Below are 13,867 nucleotides of genomic sequence, written 5' to 3' on the forward strand. Positions count from 1 at the left end.
GCGCTTGTTACCCCGCTGTTGATTTCCGTGCAAGACTTCGCTTTCCGCGGGCGGCCGGTGAGCCTCCTCGTCGCTTCCGCTCCTGTGGGATCTCACCTGTTCCGCTTTTCCTGCAGGAGTCTCCGTCTTTCCCTCCAATCAACAGCTAGAAGCAGCTAACTACATACTTGAAACCTACGTTCACCATTCCCATAAAAAAATCCGAACGATTACTCGTTCGAATCTTCCTTCAACTAACATACTTTTGTCCAGTCTCTTAACCTTTACCAAGCACCCAGCGGCTTTTGGTAAACATCGTATAACCAACCGCAAATAAAACAACCGTACAAACCGATAAGCTTCCTATTGTATAGGCAAGACTCTGCATGTCATAGACACCGTAGAGAAGCTGTTTCATAAGTGCAAATACGTTATAAATAGGAATTAAGAATCCGCTTGGCTGCAGTTCGTGTACGGATTTTCCCATCAGTAAAAAGTATGGAAGTATCGCTACCATCATAATCTGGGATGTGTAGCTTTGCGCTTCTTTAACCGAACTTGCTAAAAGGCTAAGAATACATAATACCATAGCTCCTAGAAGCGCTAGTAAAGTAAGACTAACTAAAAATGAGAAAATAAAGGTTGTAAAATGCCCCTTAAGCTGCAGTGCATTATTTAATACCGTTGTTAAATAACGCACAGACAAAACAAAGGCCAATGTCGACAAAAGACCGCTTATGATACCGAATGTAGAGATAGTCAGCCATTTCCCAACTAATAATTGAGTTCTTTTGACAGGAGACATCAATAAAGCTTCCATCGTCTTTCGTTCTTTTTCACCTGCAAAGATATCATTTGCAGAGGGAAGAATACCACCTAAAACGCCCATAATGATAATCATTGGGGCAAACATCGCAATCATAGTTAAAGAGCCGTCATCTTCCTTAGACTCTCCTTTTTCAACCACATTAAACGGAGCAATCATTTGACTATTGACATTTAATTGACCTAAGCGTTCGTTAACTATAGCTTCTCGATGTTTATTTAATATATTTTGTATATAATCCGCCGTAGCGCCTGAGTTCATACTGGACGAATCAATATAAACAGTAACTTTTGGCGATTTCATGTTACGCATTTCTGAAGAAAAATTACCTGGTATCTTTAACGCCGCTAACGCTTTCCCTTGTTCTACAGCGCTGAGTGGATTTTTACTTTCAATTACTTTAATGTTGTCATCGTTTTTTAACCAATCGATCACACTGGCATCAGAATTCTTTGTAACAGCTACAGACATAGAATCCGTTTGATCACTAGCCATCATTTTGTCGGCAAAAAAGATAATCCCTACATTTAATAAAATAGGAATCAACACACTAAAGATAATCGTCTTTCGATCTCGCAAACAATCAATTAACTCTTTTTTATAAATATGCCAAATCATATTAAGCCCCCCTCACGATACGCGACATAAAGATATAGTTTAAATCTGTGCTTTCTTCTTCTTTATAAAGCTGTTCATTTGTTCCTTGATAAATCATTTTTCCTTTATGAATCATGATGATAGACTGACACAGCATCTCCACTTCTTCCATAATGTGACTGGAAAAAATAATCGTTTTTCCTTCTCTTTGCAGACTTTTAATAAGCTCACGAAACATGTTTGCTGATGTAATGTCTAATCCTGTAGTCGGCTCATCAAATAGGATAACGTCCGGGTTATGAAGAATAGTTCGTGCAATGGCTACTTTTTGACGCATTCCTTTTGAAAAGCCTCCGACGCGGCGATCCAAGTAGTCTTTCATTCCAAAACGTTTGGCCAGTTCCTCAATCCTTATCTTTGTTTCATGTTTGCTCATGCCATAAAACTTAGCAAAATAAGCTAAGTTTTCACGAGCGGTCAAACGGTCGTATAAGCCTGTTTCACCGCCAAAAAGCACGCCAATTCTTTGTTTTATTTTATCCGGCTGTTTATGAATGTTAATTCCGTGAATGAACATATTACCTTCCGATGGTTCAAGTACAGTCGACAGCATACGTAAAAGAGTTGTTTTCCCCGCACCATTTTCACCTAATAGCCCTACAATTTCTCCTTGTGAGATGGTTACATGAATATCTTGAACAGCTGCAATTGTTTGCTTTTTTTCTTTAAAATATTTCGTAACACCTTTGATTTCAATCATATCCGCTCTCCCCTTTTACTGTGATTGACTATATCTTAGCTTATTTTTCATACAGCATCTTCCATCTTGTCATAAAGAGGGTTTTTTATGTCGTGAAACGTCCTTTCCACCTTGTAAATCATGGTAAAATAGTGTGGTAATATCCAATAGAATGAAACAAAGAGGGTTTTTATTTATGAAAGTAGGATTAGTGGACGATCATTCATATGATTTAGAGAAATTGAGGATTTCTTTAGAAAGAGAAGATGATATAGACATCCTTTTTTCGACTAGCAGCGCGGAGGAAGCTTATAACGAAATTAAAAAAAATGAAATTGATTTATTAATTACAGATATTGAAATGCCAAAGCTATCAGGTTATGAGCTTGCAGACTTTATCAATGCTTACGCACTTGATATTCAAGTCATCTTTGTCACTGGGCACAGCGGCTTTGCCGTTCATGCATTTGAACTCAACGTTTTAGACTACATTATGAAGCCTTATTCTAAAGAGCGTCTGTTAAAAGGCATTCAGCGTTTTCATCAAAAAAAACAATCAACTGACACAAGAGATAAGCTTATTTTAAAACAAAAAACCGAAATGCAAGTGCTGAACAAACAAGATATTATATTTGCAGAACGAACAGGTCGCTCTACCACAATCATAACGACAAATGGAGAATTTAGTACCTATCAATCATTAAACGAAATTGAAAAAGAATTAACAGCGAGTCATTTTCTAAGGTCTCATCGAGCTTTTATTATCAACATTTCCTATATTCAAAATTTCTCCCTGTATACTAAGCACTCCTACTCAGTGATGTTTCAAAGCACCGAAAAAACAGCTTTAATCACGAAAACAAATTTAGACATCTTGCAAAAAGAATACTTTTAAAGGAGGGACTATCTAAAATGAAACTATTTTACACACTAGTTTTACTAACTGTTTTCGTGCTCCTCTTTTTTAAAGACCTGCCTGTTAGTTTACATCTCCTACTTAGTTCTTTTATAATTGGTTCATTTTTTATATGGAGAAAGAAATATCAAACGGCTCCTTCACTAACTATAAAAAAAGCAATCGTACTGACGTCTTTTTTCCTGCTTTTATTTAGCCTATCTTCACCTTTTAGCATTGCCCTAACCGTTATCGCAATGATTGGTTACATGACCGACATGTTTTTCTCTTATCAACAATACATATTCGTAGCCAACCGGGAAAGCAGTGCTTCACGTGAAATTCAAAAAAACAATGAGCTTTTTCAAGCGTTAAGGGCTGAAAGACATGATTTTATTAAACATGTCAGTGCCGTATCCTATCTTCTAGAAACAAATCAAAGACAGCAGGCACAAGAGTATATTCAAGATTACGTTGAAGCTTTGAATGATACCCATTCATATATTCAAGGTGAACATTCGCACGTTGCTTCTGTTGTACATCAAAGCAAGAATCAAGCACATACGTGGGGAATACATATGAATGTTCAATTAGATTCACCGTTATCACAGCTGCCTTTAAAGCACCTTGACCAAATGAATCTCATCATGAATTTACTGCATAATGCTTTAGAAGCCGCTCATTCTTCTGAGAAAAAAGAGATAACCGTTTCGAGTATGATCCGAAGCGGCATTTACATTTTAGAAGTCAGCAATTCTACCGCTCCTTTATCACGAGAGCGTCAAGATCACTTGTTTACTTCTTTTCATGTTACAGAAAAGAAAGAACGCCACGAAGGCCTTGGCACGTGGATCATTTCTGAACTTGTTTCCAACTACCACGGACGCTTGGAATATACGTATCACGATTTAACTCTTTCCATTAAAATAAAATTTCCAATAGTCGTTTCCTCAAAACAAGTAACATAGCCGCCGCAGCCCAAGCGGCTTTTTTTCGTATGAGCCTCTTCTATACGCACACACTATAAAAAGCACCGAAAAAAAGAAATATTTCACACTTGTTTTAGCTCTTTTATCGTCACTTTTTTAGTTTTTGATTTTTTATATGCAAATCTATTGCATTTCAAGTAAAAAACGAATATTATATATCATGTTGCTTTTAATGTTCGTTATTTTTGGAGGTTACTTATGTTTAAGTTAAAAGAATATAACACGGATGCTAAAACGGAGATTTTAGCTGGTATTACAACGTTTTTAACCATGATTTATATCGTCATTGTGAACCCAGTTATTTTGTCCAGCGCCGGCGTTCCTTTTGATCAAGTTTTTACAGCTACTATTATTTCAGCGGTCGTAGCTACGCTATGGATGGCTCTTGCAGCTAACTATCCAATCGCTATTGCTCCCGGTATGGGAATGAATGCATACTTTGCTGCTTTAGTTGTTGGTTCAAATGGAAGTATCGACTATGCTACTGCTTTTTCAGCTGTATTCGTAGCGGGTATTATTTTTATCATCCTATCGTTAACATCGTTTCGTGAAAAATTAATTGAAGCTATTCCAAGCAATTTAAAGCACGCGATTAGTGCTGGTATCGGTTTATTTATTGCTTTTATCGGGCTTCGTTCAGCCGGTATTATTGTTGCAAATAAGTCAAATTTAATTGGACTTGGCGATTTGCAGTCTGAAAAAGTAGTTTTAACACTGATTGGACTTGCGATTACAATCATTTTATATACGCTAAATGTAAACGGCGCTTTATTCTTCGGTATGATTATTACGGGGTTAATTGCTTTCTTTAGAGGACAGCTTTCATTTGATAAAGGTTTGTTTGCTTCTCCTCACCTTCCAGACGGCTTAATGATTTCAAACCCTTTTGCTGCTTTTGGAGATGTTATTCATCATGATCTGTACACAGTTGTTTTTTCTTTCTTACTTGTTACAATTTTTGATACAACAGGTACAATGGTAGGAGTAGCTCAACAGGCCGGTCTTATGAAAGGTAATAAGATGCCTCGCGTACGTCAAGCATTGCTTGCTGACTCATTTGGTACAACGATTGGAGCTTTATTTGGTACAAGCCCAACAACGGCTTACGTTGAATCTTCATCTGGTGTAGCAGCAGGCGGACGTACAGGTCTAACAGGTGTGACGGTAGCCATTTTATTTATTGTTGCAGCGTTCTTTAGTCCGGTTGTAAGCTCGGTTTCTGGCGTAGCAGCTATTACTTCACCTGCATTAATTATTGTCGGAAGCTTGATGATGGGTGCTGTAGCTAAAATTAATTGGAATGACTTTGATGAAGCGTTCCCTGCCTTTTTAGTTGTTCTAGCGATGCCTCTTACATCAAGTATTGCAACAGGAATTGCGCTAGGCTTCATTTCTTATCCGTTAATGAAGCTGGTAAAAGGAAAAGGCAAACAAGTCCATCCGCTTGTGTATGTCTTTGCTGTTTTATTTCTCTATCAGCTCATCTTTTTACCGCATTAAAAAGGCTTGGAGATTCGTCTCCAAGCTTTTTTTATTGAAAGTGATTGTTATTTTCTTTTGTTTGATAAAGATAATTTTCCACATAGATTTGTTCTGCATCAGAAGCATTCTTTATTCCTTCTTCTGGATCTAATTCGATACTTCTCTTCTTAGCTATATAATCCACTAGCGCCCCAAACCCTAAAAGACCGCCTATGATCCCAGCAAATACAATCCATATTGGCAATCGCTTCACGTCCCTTTTCTTTTAATTGTATCATCCTCAGCAAAACAGGTAAATATTAACATAGTTATCCATTTGTAAATAAAACGCTTTTTACCAAATATACGTAAAAAACTTCTTTGTATTTGGTATACTAAACTCACGGCATGTTCTACAGAGAAAGGGGCTTAATTGCATATGAACAAACAGCTTGGAACGTTAATGTTTGTTATTTTTATGGTATTTGTCGGCTTTGGAGTGATCATCCCCATCGTACCTGAAGTTATTCGTGCCACGGGTGCAAGCACGGTCAATTTAGGAATACTAATGGCTAGCTATTCGATCGCATCTTTTATTACCGCACCTTTTTGGGGGAAGCTTTCCGATATAAAAGGCCGGCGTCCCATCTTACTTTGGGGCTTACTCGGCTTTAGCGCAAGCTTTTTTCTTTTTTCGGTGGCAGAAAACTCTCTGACTTTAATGTATACGTCGCGCATCATCGGAGGTTTGTTCGCAGGAGCTGTTATTCCTTGTGCTTTTGCATATGCTTCTGATAGTACAGATGAAGAAAACCGAACGAAAGCAATGGGACTGTTAGGAATGTCGATTGGCTTAGGCTTTATTTTTGGACCGGCATTAGGCGGCGTCCTTTCATCTTTCGGCTTGTTTGTTCCCTTCGTTATCTCTGGTATCTTGTCACTGATTATGACAGCGTTCTCATTCTTTACGTTAAAAGAATCTTTACGAAAAGAATCTGTTGATAAAGTACAGACATCGAGATGGCATGACTTCACGTCAGATTTTCAAGGAGCTATGAAGTATTTATATGTTCTTTCATTTTTAGCCACTTTTACGCTCGCTGGTTTAGAAGCTACTTTTCAATTTTTTCAAATAGCGAAAATTAATGCTACTCCTACGACAATCGGATGGATGTTTATGGCGAGCGGTTTAACTCAAGCGCTGATTCAAGGCGGTGTGCTGCAGCGATTTAAAAAAGGAAATGAAAAAAAGCTGATGGCCATTGGCTTATTGGTTTCAGCAATAGGATTTACGTCTATTTTGTTATCTTCTAGTGCCGTTAATGCTACCTTATTTTTGTGCATATTTACAGCAGGAAATGCCCTTATTCGTCCTTGTGTCCTCTCATTAATTACAATGAGAACCAAAGTAGGATATGGCTCTGCTTCGGGGCTAACCGCCTCAATGGATAGCTTAGGGCGTATTTTTGGTCCTCTGCTTGGTGCATTTGCCTTTAAACTCAATATGACGCTGCCCTTTATTATCGGAGCTGTTGTCACTTTAGCTGCTTTACTGCTGATTCAGCGTCATACAGTTCTAGATTATTCTGAGCAAACACTCTCATCGTAGAGGCCGGGACAACATTATTTTAGTCGAAAGAAGATCCGAACGGTGAATCGAGATTCTTGATGGAGAATCCAGCGCGTTCGGATTTTTTTATTGTTATGAGTATTCTAGCTGTGTTGATTGGAGAGCAAGACGGAGACTGCTGAGGAATAGAGGAAGAGATGAGACCCGGCAGGAGCGCAAGCGACGAGAAGGCTCAGCGGCCGCCCGCGGAAAGCGAAGTCTTGCACGGAAATCAACAGTCGATTCCTACTAGCTCATGTAGCTCATTTGTTGGTCTTTAGATTAATTTAGCGATGGATCAATCTCTTTTCATCGTTACTAACACAAGGTTATCAGCAGCTGCAGTGTGTTTTATAATTGAAAACTGATGCGCTTTGTACAGCTTAATCGCAGGTGTATTTTTTTCGGCTGTAGACACCATACATTCACATTCAGAATATCTTTGAAGTACATGTGTTAAAAGACGGCTTCCGATTCCTTTTCGAAAGTAACGAGGACGCACAACGAGGCGGCAAATCGTTAATCGCTCATTTTCTTTTTCAAACGACAGCACTCCTGCTAGCTTACCTTCAATCATTTCTCCGATAAACACTTCCTTGCTTTTCATAATATCTTCTTTGCTTTCTGTAAGCTGAGGAATATCTGAAAAACCAATGAGCCTTGCTTCTTCTTGATAAGCTTCTACTTGCACAGCTACTATTTGAAGAGAAATATCCACTCTTTGATGTTCGAGGATTTGAAGCATGAAAACCACTCCATTTCTTTCACAAATTTAGACAAATTCCATGTTTTCACTATATCCAAACGCCTTCCTTGTACATATTGTATTATGTACCGAATTAGCCAGGAGGTGTTTATATGCATATCACTGCTGAAAGAATTAGAGAAGCAACAGAAGCGATTGCTTCTACTGAGCTTGAAACGTTTATGTACCAAGAGCCAACTGCTCTTCACAGACGCTCTCGTCGTCGTTCTACTCGCCGCACTACTCGTCGCACTACTCGCCGCACTACTCGCCGTTCTACTCGCCGCACTACTCGCCGTTCTACTCGCCGCACTACTCGCCGTTCTACTCGCCGTTCTACTCGCCGCACTACTCGCCGCACTACTCGCCGTTCTACTCGCCGTTCTACTCGTCGTTCTAGCCGTCGCCGCTGTCGCTGCGGTTCACCTTGCTGCTCATACCCATGGTTTAATAAATCATTTGGCTGCTGCTTTAAAGGGCATGGCTGTCGTCGCTAAATAAATCTAAAGCAAGTCGAGTTTAAAACATACGCGGCTTGCTTTTTTTAAGATTTTTATTTTACATAATCATTCGTTTTACTCTTCTTGAAAAGGAAAACAACGTATAATAATGGGAAAGAATCTCTCTTAAAAGGAGGCCTATCCATGCACTTATCTTTTGATCATCTTGTTCATTTTTCACCTGATCCTATTAAAGCTCAGAAAGAACTAAACGAATACGGAATAAATGTCATTAAAGGCGGCATCCATGAAAAATGGGGCACTTTTAACACGTTGGCTTATTTTAACCTCAGCTATATTGAATGGCTTGGGCTTAGAGATATCGCGTTAGCTCAAAACGTTACAGATAATGACCTTATTCAGCAGCTTGTTAACGAACATACACCGCTTGGTCATTTTGGCCGATTTGCACTTCGTACAGATGATATGGATTTGCTGATAAAAGAGCTGGAAAGCAAGAACGTCACTGTAAAAGGTCCTGTAGCGGGTTCTCGCCAAACCAATGATGGAGAAAGACTTCAATGGAAAATGTGTTTTATTGAAGCTGACCACGATTCCCTGCCTCTTCCTTTTTTTATTGAATGGGGTGAACCAGAAGAAAAACGCAAGCCAAAGCTAGCGGATCTTTCTTCCCACCAAGCTGGTCAGCTGCAGCTAAAAAATATTTACTGTGCTGTACATAACCTCGAAGAATCCATCAGCAAGTGGACGAAACTGCTGGACGTTCAGTCTGGCGAAAGCTACAAAGACTCTTTACTTGATGCACGTTGTCAAAAACTATATGTCAATGGAGGAAACCTTATTTTTTGCAGCGGAACACAAGGTGTTGTCCATGATACATTAAAAAAAGTTGGAGAACGTCCATTTTTGGTTGAATTGGATCACGCTCTAACACCGCAACAAATTAACGTACAAGGAGCTTCTTTTAAATTCAACAAATAAACATCAGCGGACGGATGTTTATTTGTGTGCTTCTTTTATAGCTTGATAAATGAAATGAGGCAAAATTTCAAAGGAATACTGAACGTCTAATCTTTCGGTCCATTGATGCGCATCTCTTCCCAGCGGTCCAATGTTCAGCACCGGCATCTTCAGCTCCTCTAGCTCTTCTAGCGGGATATGATACCCTTTATTCCATAGGGGCATATTGGCTACTAACGTGTTAAATGTATGAAGCGGATGCTGCAGGCTGGCATAGCTTAAATCCGAAATTCCGCCAAAATAACTTTGTTCAACTAGCTCCAATTGGAATTGCTCTTTGGCAGTTGCCCGTACGTTTGACAAAATCTCTTGTACAAACGGATCATCATGTGAACAAACGGCCGGATAAAAAGGCGGCGTAAAAAATAAGACCATCATCGGAGCTGCTTCTTTACATAAACCAGCTAAAGAGTTTACTAATTTAATGGTTTTATTTCTGTCATCCTCCTCTTGTGCCAAAAGTGCTGCTTCCATTTCGTGCACATATTTTTCTCCGTGCTGTTTGACTGCATGAGTATAAAGTTCTTCATACGTCCATACGTTCACGTCAAGAGATGAACCCTCCATTCCCTCAGCGTACTGCCTAGCGGCTTTATTATAATGTTTTTTTACATTTAAAGCTGCTTTTTCAGCCGATTTCAACAGCAGATCTGTTACTTCTTTAAGAGAGCGGTTTAACATAAATAAATTAAATAATACAACGGCAGAGTGCGGAACTTGAACTGAATACTCTTCTTTTAAATCTTTTTGTATCAGCACCGTAGGAGGTGGACTCGTTTCATCTCTTACTTTTTCGCAAAAATCAACGTTTAATTCTATTTCTTTTGTTAAATAAGAAGCTAGTAAATTAGCATTTAAACCAGCTAGCGGTTCCCCTACATGAGTTTCTTTTCCATAACACAAAAAGCTTGGCATGATTTTTCCAATCGATCCTGAGTACACATAGTTCGTTTGATCTCCAGGATAGCGGCTGAACACCGGTTCTGCATTTAGCATGAGAGAAAAATCCAGCTGATGTTTGCGGGCAAGTTCCAAAAGAACAGGCACTGCTTTTCTCATCCCAAGCGAATTTACTTCTTCATCCGGTACCGACAGCAGCAGGATGTTTCCGTCAAACTCTCCGTTGCATGCTCGTTCAACCATACTGATATGCAGGGCAATGCCTGCTTTCATGTCCATCGTTCCTCGTCCAAAAAGCCAGTCTCCTTTTATCATATCTTTTTGTACGTGCGCCGGAACTTGTTCCATATGGTTATAAAAAGTACGTGTTAATGTATCAGCGTGAAAAGCATCCTTTTTCCACTGTCCATAATCTTGTACATCCACTACATCGTAATGACTTACTAGTACAACTGTTTTGTTCGTATTTTTCCCTTGAACAAAAGCTGTAACAATCGATCGCCCGTCTCCTGTTGAATGAAGCTCGACTTGCTCATTTTTTTGAAAGTAAGGCAGCTTCAATAAATACGATGCTATCGATTCAGCCATTTCCACTTCTGCCATCGTTCCTGTCACGCTAGGTATAGAAACCAATTCGCTTACAAGTTTTTTTAACTGTTCTTTTGTTTGATACAAAGATGTTTTGTTCGACATACCCTTCATCTCTTTCCTTTTTCTAAATTTTCTATCAAACAAAACCATTCGTCAATCCCTTTGACAGAGACCCTTTCATCCTATCCCTATGTATCATAGTATGGCGCTGTCTTTACGCACATGATAAAAAAAGAGTGCGCGGCTAGGGATAGCACCGCACACTCTTTTTTACTTTTGGTCATCTTCTAAAAAGTCTAGGATACGATCAATAAGCTGTTCGCTTCCTGCATCGTTTCCGTGTTCAAGAGACATTTCCATTTCAATGCTCCTTTCATAAAATATTCTTGTTTTATAACATACCACAATTCATTTCGAATGTAACCTTTAATTTGTGTAAAAATTTCGACAATTTATGATTAATTTTAAAACCTAGCGAGTATTGATTATACCCACCAGATTCTTTGCTTGTCAAAAACCATGCTTTCTATTTAAAAACACTTAAAAAATAGAGGCGCGAGCAGACTTCTTCTATAAAAGACAGCCTACTCGCTCAAGCTTGGAACAGCATGATGAATAAATTTCTAGTTCATTTGCTTTTTGTATATCTTTAATATCTATGCCTACAGCATATGTACGAACATGGTTTTCGACCACAATTTCATAAAATGTTTCTAACTCACGATAAGCTACTTGATAATGCTTTCCTAATAATTTCACTGCTTCCTTTAATGCTTTCTCTCCTGTATGTGCTGCAACTGCTGTATGACTCATAAAACCCTCTCCTTTTAGAAAAATAAAAAAAACTCATTTTGCTTTGATGCAAAATGAGTTTTTCACCCGTTTTATCACCCAAAGCACATGCTTTGCTGGTAGGAGCACCTTACATTCGTAGGTTGCTGTGGAGTCAAAGAGCCAGATCTCTCGTCCACTCGTGATAACTTTTTAATTTAAAATTTATTTTATCAAACAATTCCATCCGCGTAAATAGAAAAATAAAAATATTTTAATTTTTTCGGTAATGGAATGAATTCAAAAAATGAAAGCTTAGATTAGCAAAATAAGAAGCTGCTACAAGTAATGCCTCTTCATTTAATGAAAAAGAAGGATGGTGCCATTCATATTCTCCAGCTGTACCCATCCATACAAAAAATCCTGGTACATGCTGCTGATATACGGCAAAATCTTCTCCTCCAGGCGATTGTTCAGCTTCTACGACTTGATAACTAAGATCCTCTGCCGCTTTAATAGCCAGTTTTTCCAGCTTATCATCATTGTTGACTACAGGAAGATATGGATACCATTTAACGTCTACTGAAGCCCCGAAAGCTGCGCCAATCCCTTCAGCAGTTCGTTTCATAAGAGCCGGTATTTTTTCTCTCGCTTCTTCTTGAAAGGTACGCACCGTTCCTTCAAGCGTTACTTTGTCAGGAATGACGTTCCACGAGCTCCCTCCGTGGATTTGAGTTATGCTGACAACAACATTTTGAAAGGGGCTGAGATTACGGCTGACAATGGTTTGTAAACTAGTAACAATTTGACCAGCAGCAGCAATCGGATCTATTGTTTTTTCAGGAATACCCGCGTGACCTCCTACTCCTTTGACGTCAATTTCAAAACGATCAACGCTTGCCATTAAAGGTCCCGGTTTGATCCCAATGGTTCCTACAGGAAGATCCGGTTTGTTATGCATCCCAAATATCGCTTCCACTCCTTCGAGCACACCTTTTTCAACTAGCATTTTTGCCCCTGAAGCCGTTTCTTCGGCTGGCTGAAAGATAAATCGAATCGTACCGCAAAGCTCCTGCTGACGCTCTTTAAGAAGGATAGCTGCTCCGATTATAGAAGCCGTATGAAAATCATGGCCGCACGCGTGCATAACACCGTTCACTTCAGAAGCAAATGGCAGATTGGTTTTTTCTTCAATTGGCAGCGCATCAATATCAGCTCGAATAGCGATAGTAGGTCCCGGCTTTCCTCCTACAATTTCTGCTACTGTCCCTACGTCTAATTGGAATGCATCCGCTATAGAAATATCATAGTGCCTTAACCACTTTTTAATACGTTTAGTTGTTTCATATTCTTTCATTGAAAGCTCTGGAAACCGGTGCAGCTCACGGCGTATGTCTATTAACTCATTTAGTAGTAATTGATCTGTCATATTTATCACTCTTTCACATTTCTTAATTTGGATCACTTCTCTATCTTTTACGACAAAGAGTGTACCTTATTGAATTTTTTATAAAGAAATACGGTCGTATAACCTTCTGCAAGGCGCTTTTCTTTAGCTTGAACATATCCTTTTCGTTCATACATCTCAACTAACCAAGGATGTTCTTTTGCTGTTCCTAAAGACACACCTGTTGATTTAAACATATTTTTTATTATCTCTTCCTCTACTAGATGCAGCAGCTTAGATCCAACGCCTTTCCTGGCAAACGACGGGTCTACTGCAAACCACCAAAGATGCGGAACAGCAAACGGACCTGGATGTTCTCCCCAAGGCATTCGTATAGACACAGTTGCAGCGATTCTTTTATCTTCTTCATATACATAGCAAAGGTTTTGAGAAATATTTTTCTTAACCAGGGCAAGATCAGCAGTAGCTGCTAAGAAAGGAATGCCTAGCTCTCGAATAGGCTTATATGCTTGTAGAGTTAAGTTCAATAAGTTATCTGCGTCGTCATTTGTTGCCAAACGGAATTCATTTTTCATCTCTTCGTCTCCTTATGCAGTGCTTAAATATTTTATTTAACTTATAAGTTTACTAAGAATTAAAAAAGACAGACTGCCGCCTTGCGTACTCACTATACAACTGCTTTTATAACGTGTCAATTCTATTTATCGTTTTCTATAAAGGGTATAAATAAAACAAAAGAGATTGAGACATAACTAAATCACTCCAAGCTGAAGACGAAGAAATGGGATACATGAGCTGGACTGTTTGTTACACCGCTGTCGATTTTCGTGCAAACCTTCGCTTTCCGCAGGCGGCAGCTAAGCCTCCTCGTCACTT

General features: G+C 39.0%; 15 protein-coding genes and 1 riboswitch. Of the genes, 6 read left to right on the forward strand and 9 right to left on the reverse strand.

All coding sequences use genetic code 11. The annotated features are described in order from the left end of the window. Positions 1 to 7 precede the first annotated feature (7 nt). The 3 genes from AC0KUU_RS14240 to AC0KUU_RS14250 all read right to left on the reverse strand — a co-directional run bounded on the left by AC0KUU_RS14240 (position 8) and on the right by AC0KUU_RS14250 (position 2,162). Entirely contained in the window at positions 8 to 142 is a 135-nt protein-coding gene (locus AC0KUU_RS14240; RefSeq protein WP_256720429.1) for a hypothetical protein, read from the reverse strand. Positions 143 to 256: 114 nt separating this feature from the next. Then, positions 257 to 1,423: an ABC transporter permease gene (locus AC0KUU_RS14245; RefSeq protein WP_322551858.1), complete on the reverse strand. Its 1,167-nt coding sequence runs from the start codon at positions 1,421 to 1,423 to the stop codon at positions 257 to 259. Position 1,424: 1 nt separating this feature from the next. Beyond that, positions 1,425 to 2,162 carry an ABC transporter ATP-binding protein gene (locus AC0KUU_RS14250; protein ID WP_028407859.1) on the reverse strand — a complete coding sequence of 246 codons (738 nt, stop codon included), beginning with the start codon at positions 2,160 to 2,162 and terminating at the stop codon, positions 1,425 to 1,427. A gap of 175 nt (positions 2,163 to 2,337) precedes the next feature. Between AC0KUU_RS14250 and AC0KUU_RS14255 the strand changes: the two genes are divergently transcribed. The 3 genes from AC0KUU_RS14255 to AC0KUU_RS14265 all read left to right on the forward strand — a co-directional run bounded on the left by AC0KUU_RS14255 (position 2,338) and on the right by AC0KUU_RS14265 (position 5,525). Next, positions 2,338 to 3,036 carry a LytR/AlgR family response regulator transcription factor gene (locus AC0KUU_RS14255; RefSeq protein WP_016763353.1) on the forward strand — a complete coding sequence of 233 codons (699 nt, stop codon included), beginning with the start codon at positions 2,338 to 2,340 and terminating at the stop codon, positions 3,034 to 3,036. Between the two features lie 17 nt (positions 3,037 to 3,053). Further along, complete coding sequence (locus AC0KUU_RS14260; RefSeq protein ID WP_322551857.1) at positions 3,054 to 4,004, forward strand: sensor histidine kinase; 951 nt, start codon at positions 3,054 to 3,056, stop codon at positions 4,002 to 4,004. 219 nt (positions 4,005 to 4,223) lie between these two features. Continuing rightward, positions 4,224 to 5,525, forward strand: a complete 1,302-nt coding sequence (locus AC0KUU_RS14265; RefSeq protein WP_014461116.1) for an NCS2 family permease — start codon at positions 4,224 to 4,226, stop codon at positions 5,523 to 5,525. 31 nt (positions 5,526 to 5,556) lie between these two features. On the opposite strand, the gene AC0KUU_RS14270 is transcribed toward AC0KUU_RS14265, so the two are convergent. Beyond that, a complete protein-coding gene (locus AC0KUU_RS14270) occupies positions 5,557 to 5,751 on the reverse strand; it encodes a hypothetical protein (protein WP_013082184.1) in 195 nt (64 codons plus the stop codon). Positions 5,752 to 5,925: 174 nt separating this feature from the next. On the opposite strand from AC0KUU_RS14270, the gene AC0KUU_RS14275 reads away from it, so the two are divergent. Next, positions 5,926 to 7,095: an MFS transporter gene (locus AC0KUU_RS14275; protein ID WP_322551856.1), complete on the forward strand. Its 1,170-nt coding sequence runs from the start codon at positions 5,926 to 5,928 to the stop codon at positions 7,093 to 7,095. 298 nt (positions 7,096 to 7,393) lie between these two features. Here AC0KUU_RS14275 and AC0KUU_RS14280 read toward each other — a convergent pair whose 3' ends face one another. Beyond that, entirely contained in the window at positions 7,394 to 7,840 is a 447-nt protein-coding gene (locus tag AC0KUU_RS14280; protein WP_043979725.1) for a GNAT family N-acetyltransferase, read from the reverse strand. A 113-nt stretch (positions 7,841 to 7,953) separates the two neighbouring features. Here AC0KUU_RS14280 and AC0KUU_RS14285 point away from each other — a divergent pair, with 113 nt between their 5' ends. Further along, complete coding sequence (locus AC0KUU_RS14285) at positions 7,954 to 8,337, forward strand: CotG/ExsB N-terminal domain-containing protein (RefSeq protein ID WP_322551855.1); 384 nt, start codon at positions 7,954 to 7,956, stop codon at positions 8,335 to 8,337. A 147-nt stretch (positions 8,338 to 8,484) separates the two neighbouring features. Next, a complete protein-coding gene (locus tag AC0KUU_RS14290) occupies positions 8,485 to 9,282 on the forward strand; it encodes a VOC family protein (protein ID WP_322551854.1) in 798 nt (265 codons plus the stop codon). A gap of 18 nt (positions 9,283 to 9,300) precedes the next feature. Here AC0KUU_RS14290 and AC0KUU_RS14295 read toward each other — a convergent pair whose 3' ends face one another. The 4 genes from AC0KUU_RS14295 to AC0KUU_RS14310 form a co-directional block, all read right to left on the reverse strand. Further along, positions 9,301 to 10,914: a M20/M25/M40 family metallo-hydrolase gene (locus AC0KUU_RS14295; RefSeq protein WP_322551853.1), complete on the reverse strand. Its 1,614-nt coding sequence runs from the start codon at positions 10,912 to 10,914 to the stop codon at positions 9,301 to 9,303. Between the two features lie 468 nt (positions 10,915 to 11,382). Next, on the reverse strand, positions 11,383 to 11,625 hold the full coding sequence (locus AC0KUU_RS14300; protein WP_013082177.1) for a hypothetical protein: 243 nt from the start codon (positions 11,623 to 11,625) through the stop codon (positions 11,383 to 11,385). A 68-nt stretch (positions 11,626 to 11,693) separates the two neighbouring features. Further along, positions 11,694 to 11,795: riboswitch (SAM riboswitch) on the reverse strand. 62 nt (positions 11,796 to 11,857) lie between these two features. Continuing rightward, positions 11,858 to 13,012 (reverse strand): amidohydrolase, encoded by a 1,155-nt coding sequence (locus tag AC0KUU_RS14305; protein WP_322551852.1) that lies wholly within the window; start codon positions 13,010 to 13,012, stop codon positions 11,858 to 11,860. A 47-nt stretch (positions 13,013 to 13,059) separates the two neighbouring features. Beyond that, a complete protein-coding gene (locus AC0KUU_RS14310) occupies positions 13,060 to 13,566 on the reverse strand; it encodes a GNAT family N-acetyltransferase (protein ID WP_165575418.1) in 507 nt (168 codons plus the stop codon). Positions 13,567 to 13,867 lie beyond the last annotated feature (301 nt).

This window comes from Priestia sp. ST2 (assembly GCF_055810735.1).

Excerpts from the sequence above, each read along its gene's own strand:
- AC0KUU_RS14265 (WP_014461116.1), top strand. The coding sequence starts at position 4,224 with ATGTTTAAGTTAAAAGAATATAACACGGATGCTAAAACGGAGATTTTA.
- AC0KUU_RS14250 (WP_028407859.1), bottom strand. The coding sequence starts at position 2,162 with ATGATTGAAATCAAAGGTGTTACGAAATATTTTAAAGAAAAAAAGCAA.
- AC0KUU_RS14285 (WP_322551855.1), top strand. The coding sequence starts at position 7,954 with ATGCATATCACTGCTGAAAGAATTAGAGAAGCAACAGAAGCGATTGCT.
- AC0KUU_RS14255 (WP_016763353.1), top strand. The coding sequence starts at position 2,338 with ATGAAAGTAGGATTAGTGGACGATCATTCATATGATTTAGAGAAATTG.
- AC0KUU_RS14290 (WP_322551854.1), top strand. The coding sequence starts at position 8,485 with ATGCACTTATCTTTTGATCATCTTGTTCATTTTTCACCTGATCCTATT.
- AC0KUU_RS14280 (WP_043979725.1), bottom strand. The coding sequence starts at position 7,840 with ATGCTTCAAATCCTCGAACATCAAAGAGTGGATATTTCTCTTCAAATA.
- AC0KUU_RS14310 (WP_165575418.1), bottom strand. The coding sequence starts at position 13,566 with ATGAAAAATGAATTCCGTTTGGCAACAAATGACGACGCAGATAACTTA.
- AC0KUU_RS14260 (WP_322551857.1), top strand. The coding sequence starts at position 3,054 with ATGAAACTATTTTACACACTAGTTTTACTAACTGTTTTCGTGCTCCTC.
- AC0KUU_RS14275 (WP_322551856.1), top strand. The coding sequence starts at position 5,926 with ATGAACAAACAGCTTGGAACGTTAATGTTTGTTATTTTTATGGTATTT.
- AC0KUU_RS14300 (WP_013082177.1), bottom strand. The coding sequence starts at position 11,625 with ATGAGTCATACAGCAGTTGCAGCACATACAGGAGAGAAAGCATTAAAG.
- AC0KUU_RS14305 (WP_322551852.1), bottom strand. The coding sequence starts at position 13,012 with ATGACAGATCAATTACTACTAAATGAGTTAATAGACATACGCCGTGAG.
- AC0KUU_RS14245 (WP_322551858.1), bottom strand. The coding sequence starts at position 1,423 with ATGATTTGGCATATTTATAAAAAAGAGTTAATTGATTGTTTGCGAGAT.
- AC0KUU_RS14295 (WP_322551853.1), bottom strand. The coding sequence starts at position 10,914 with ATGTCGAACAAAACATCTTTGTATCAAACAAAAGAACAGTTAAAAAAA.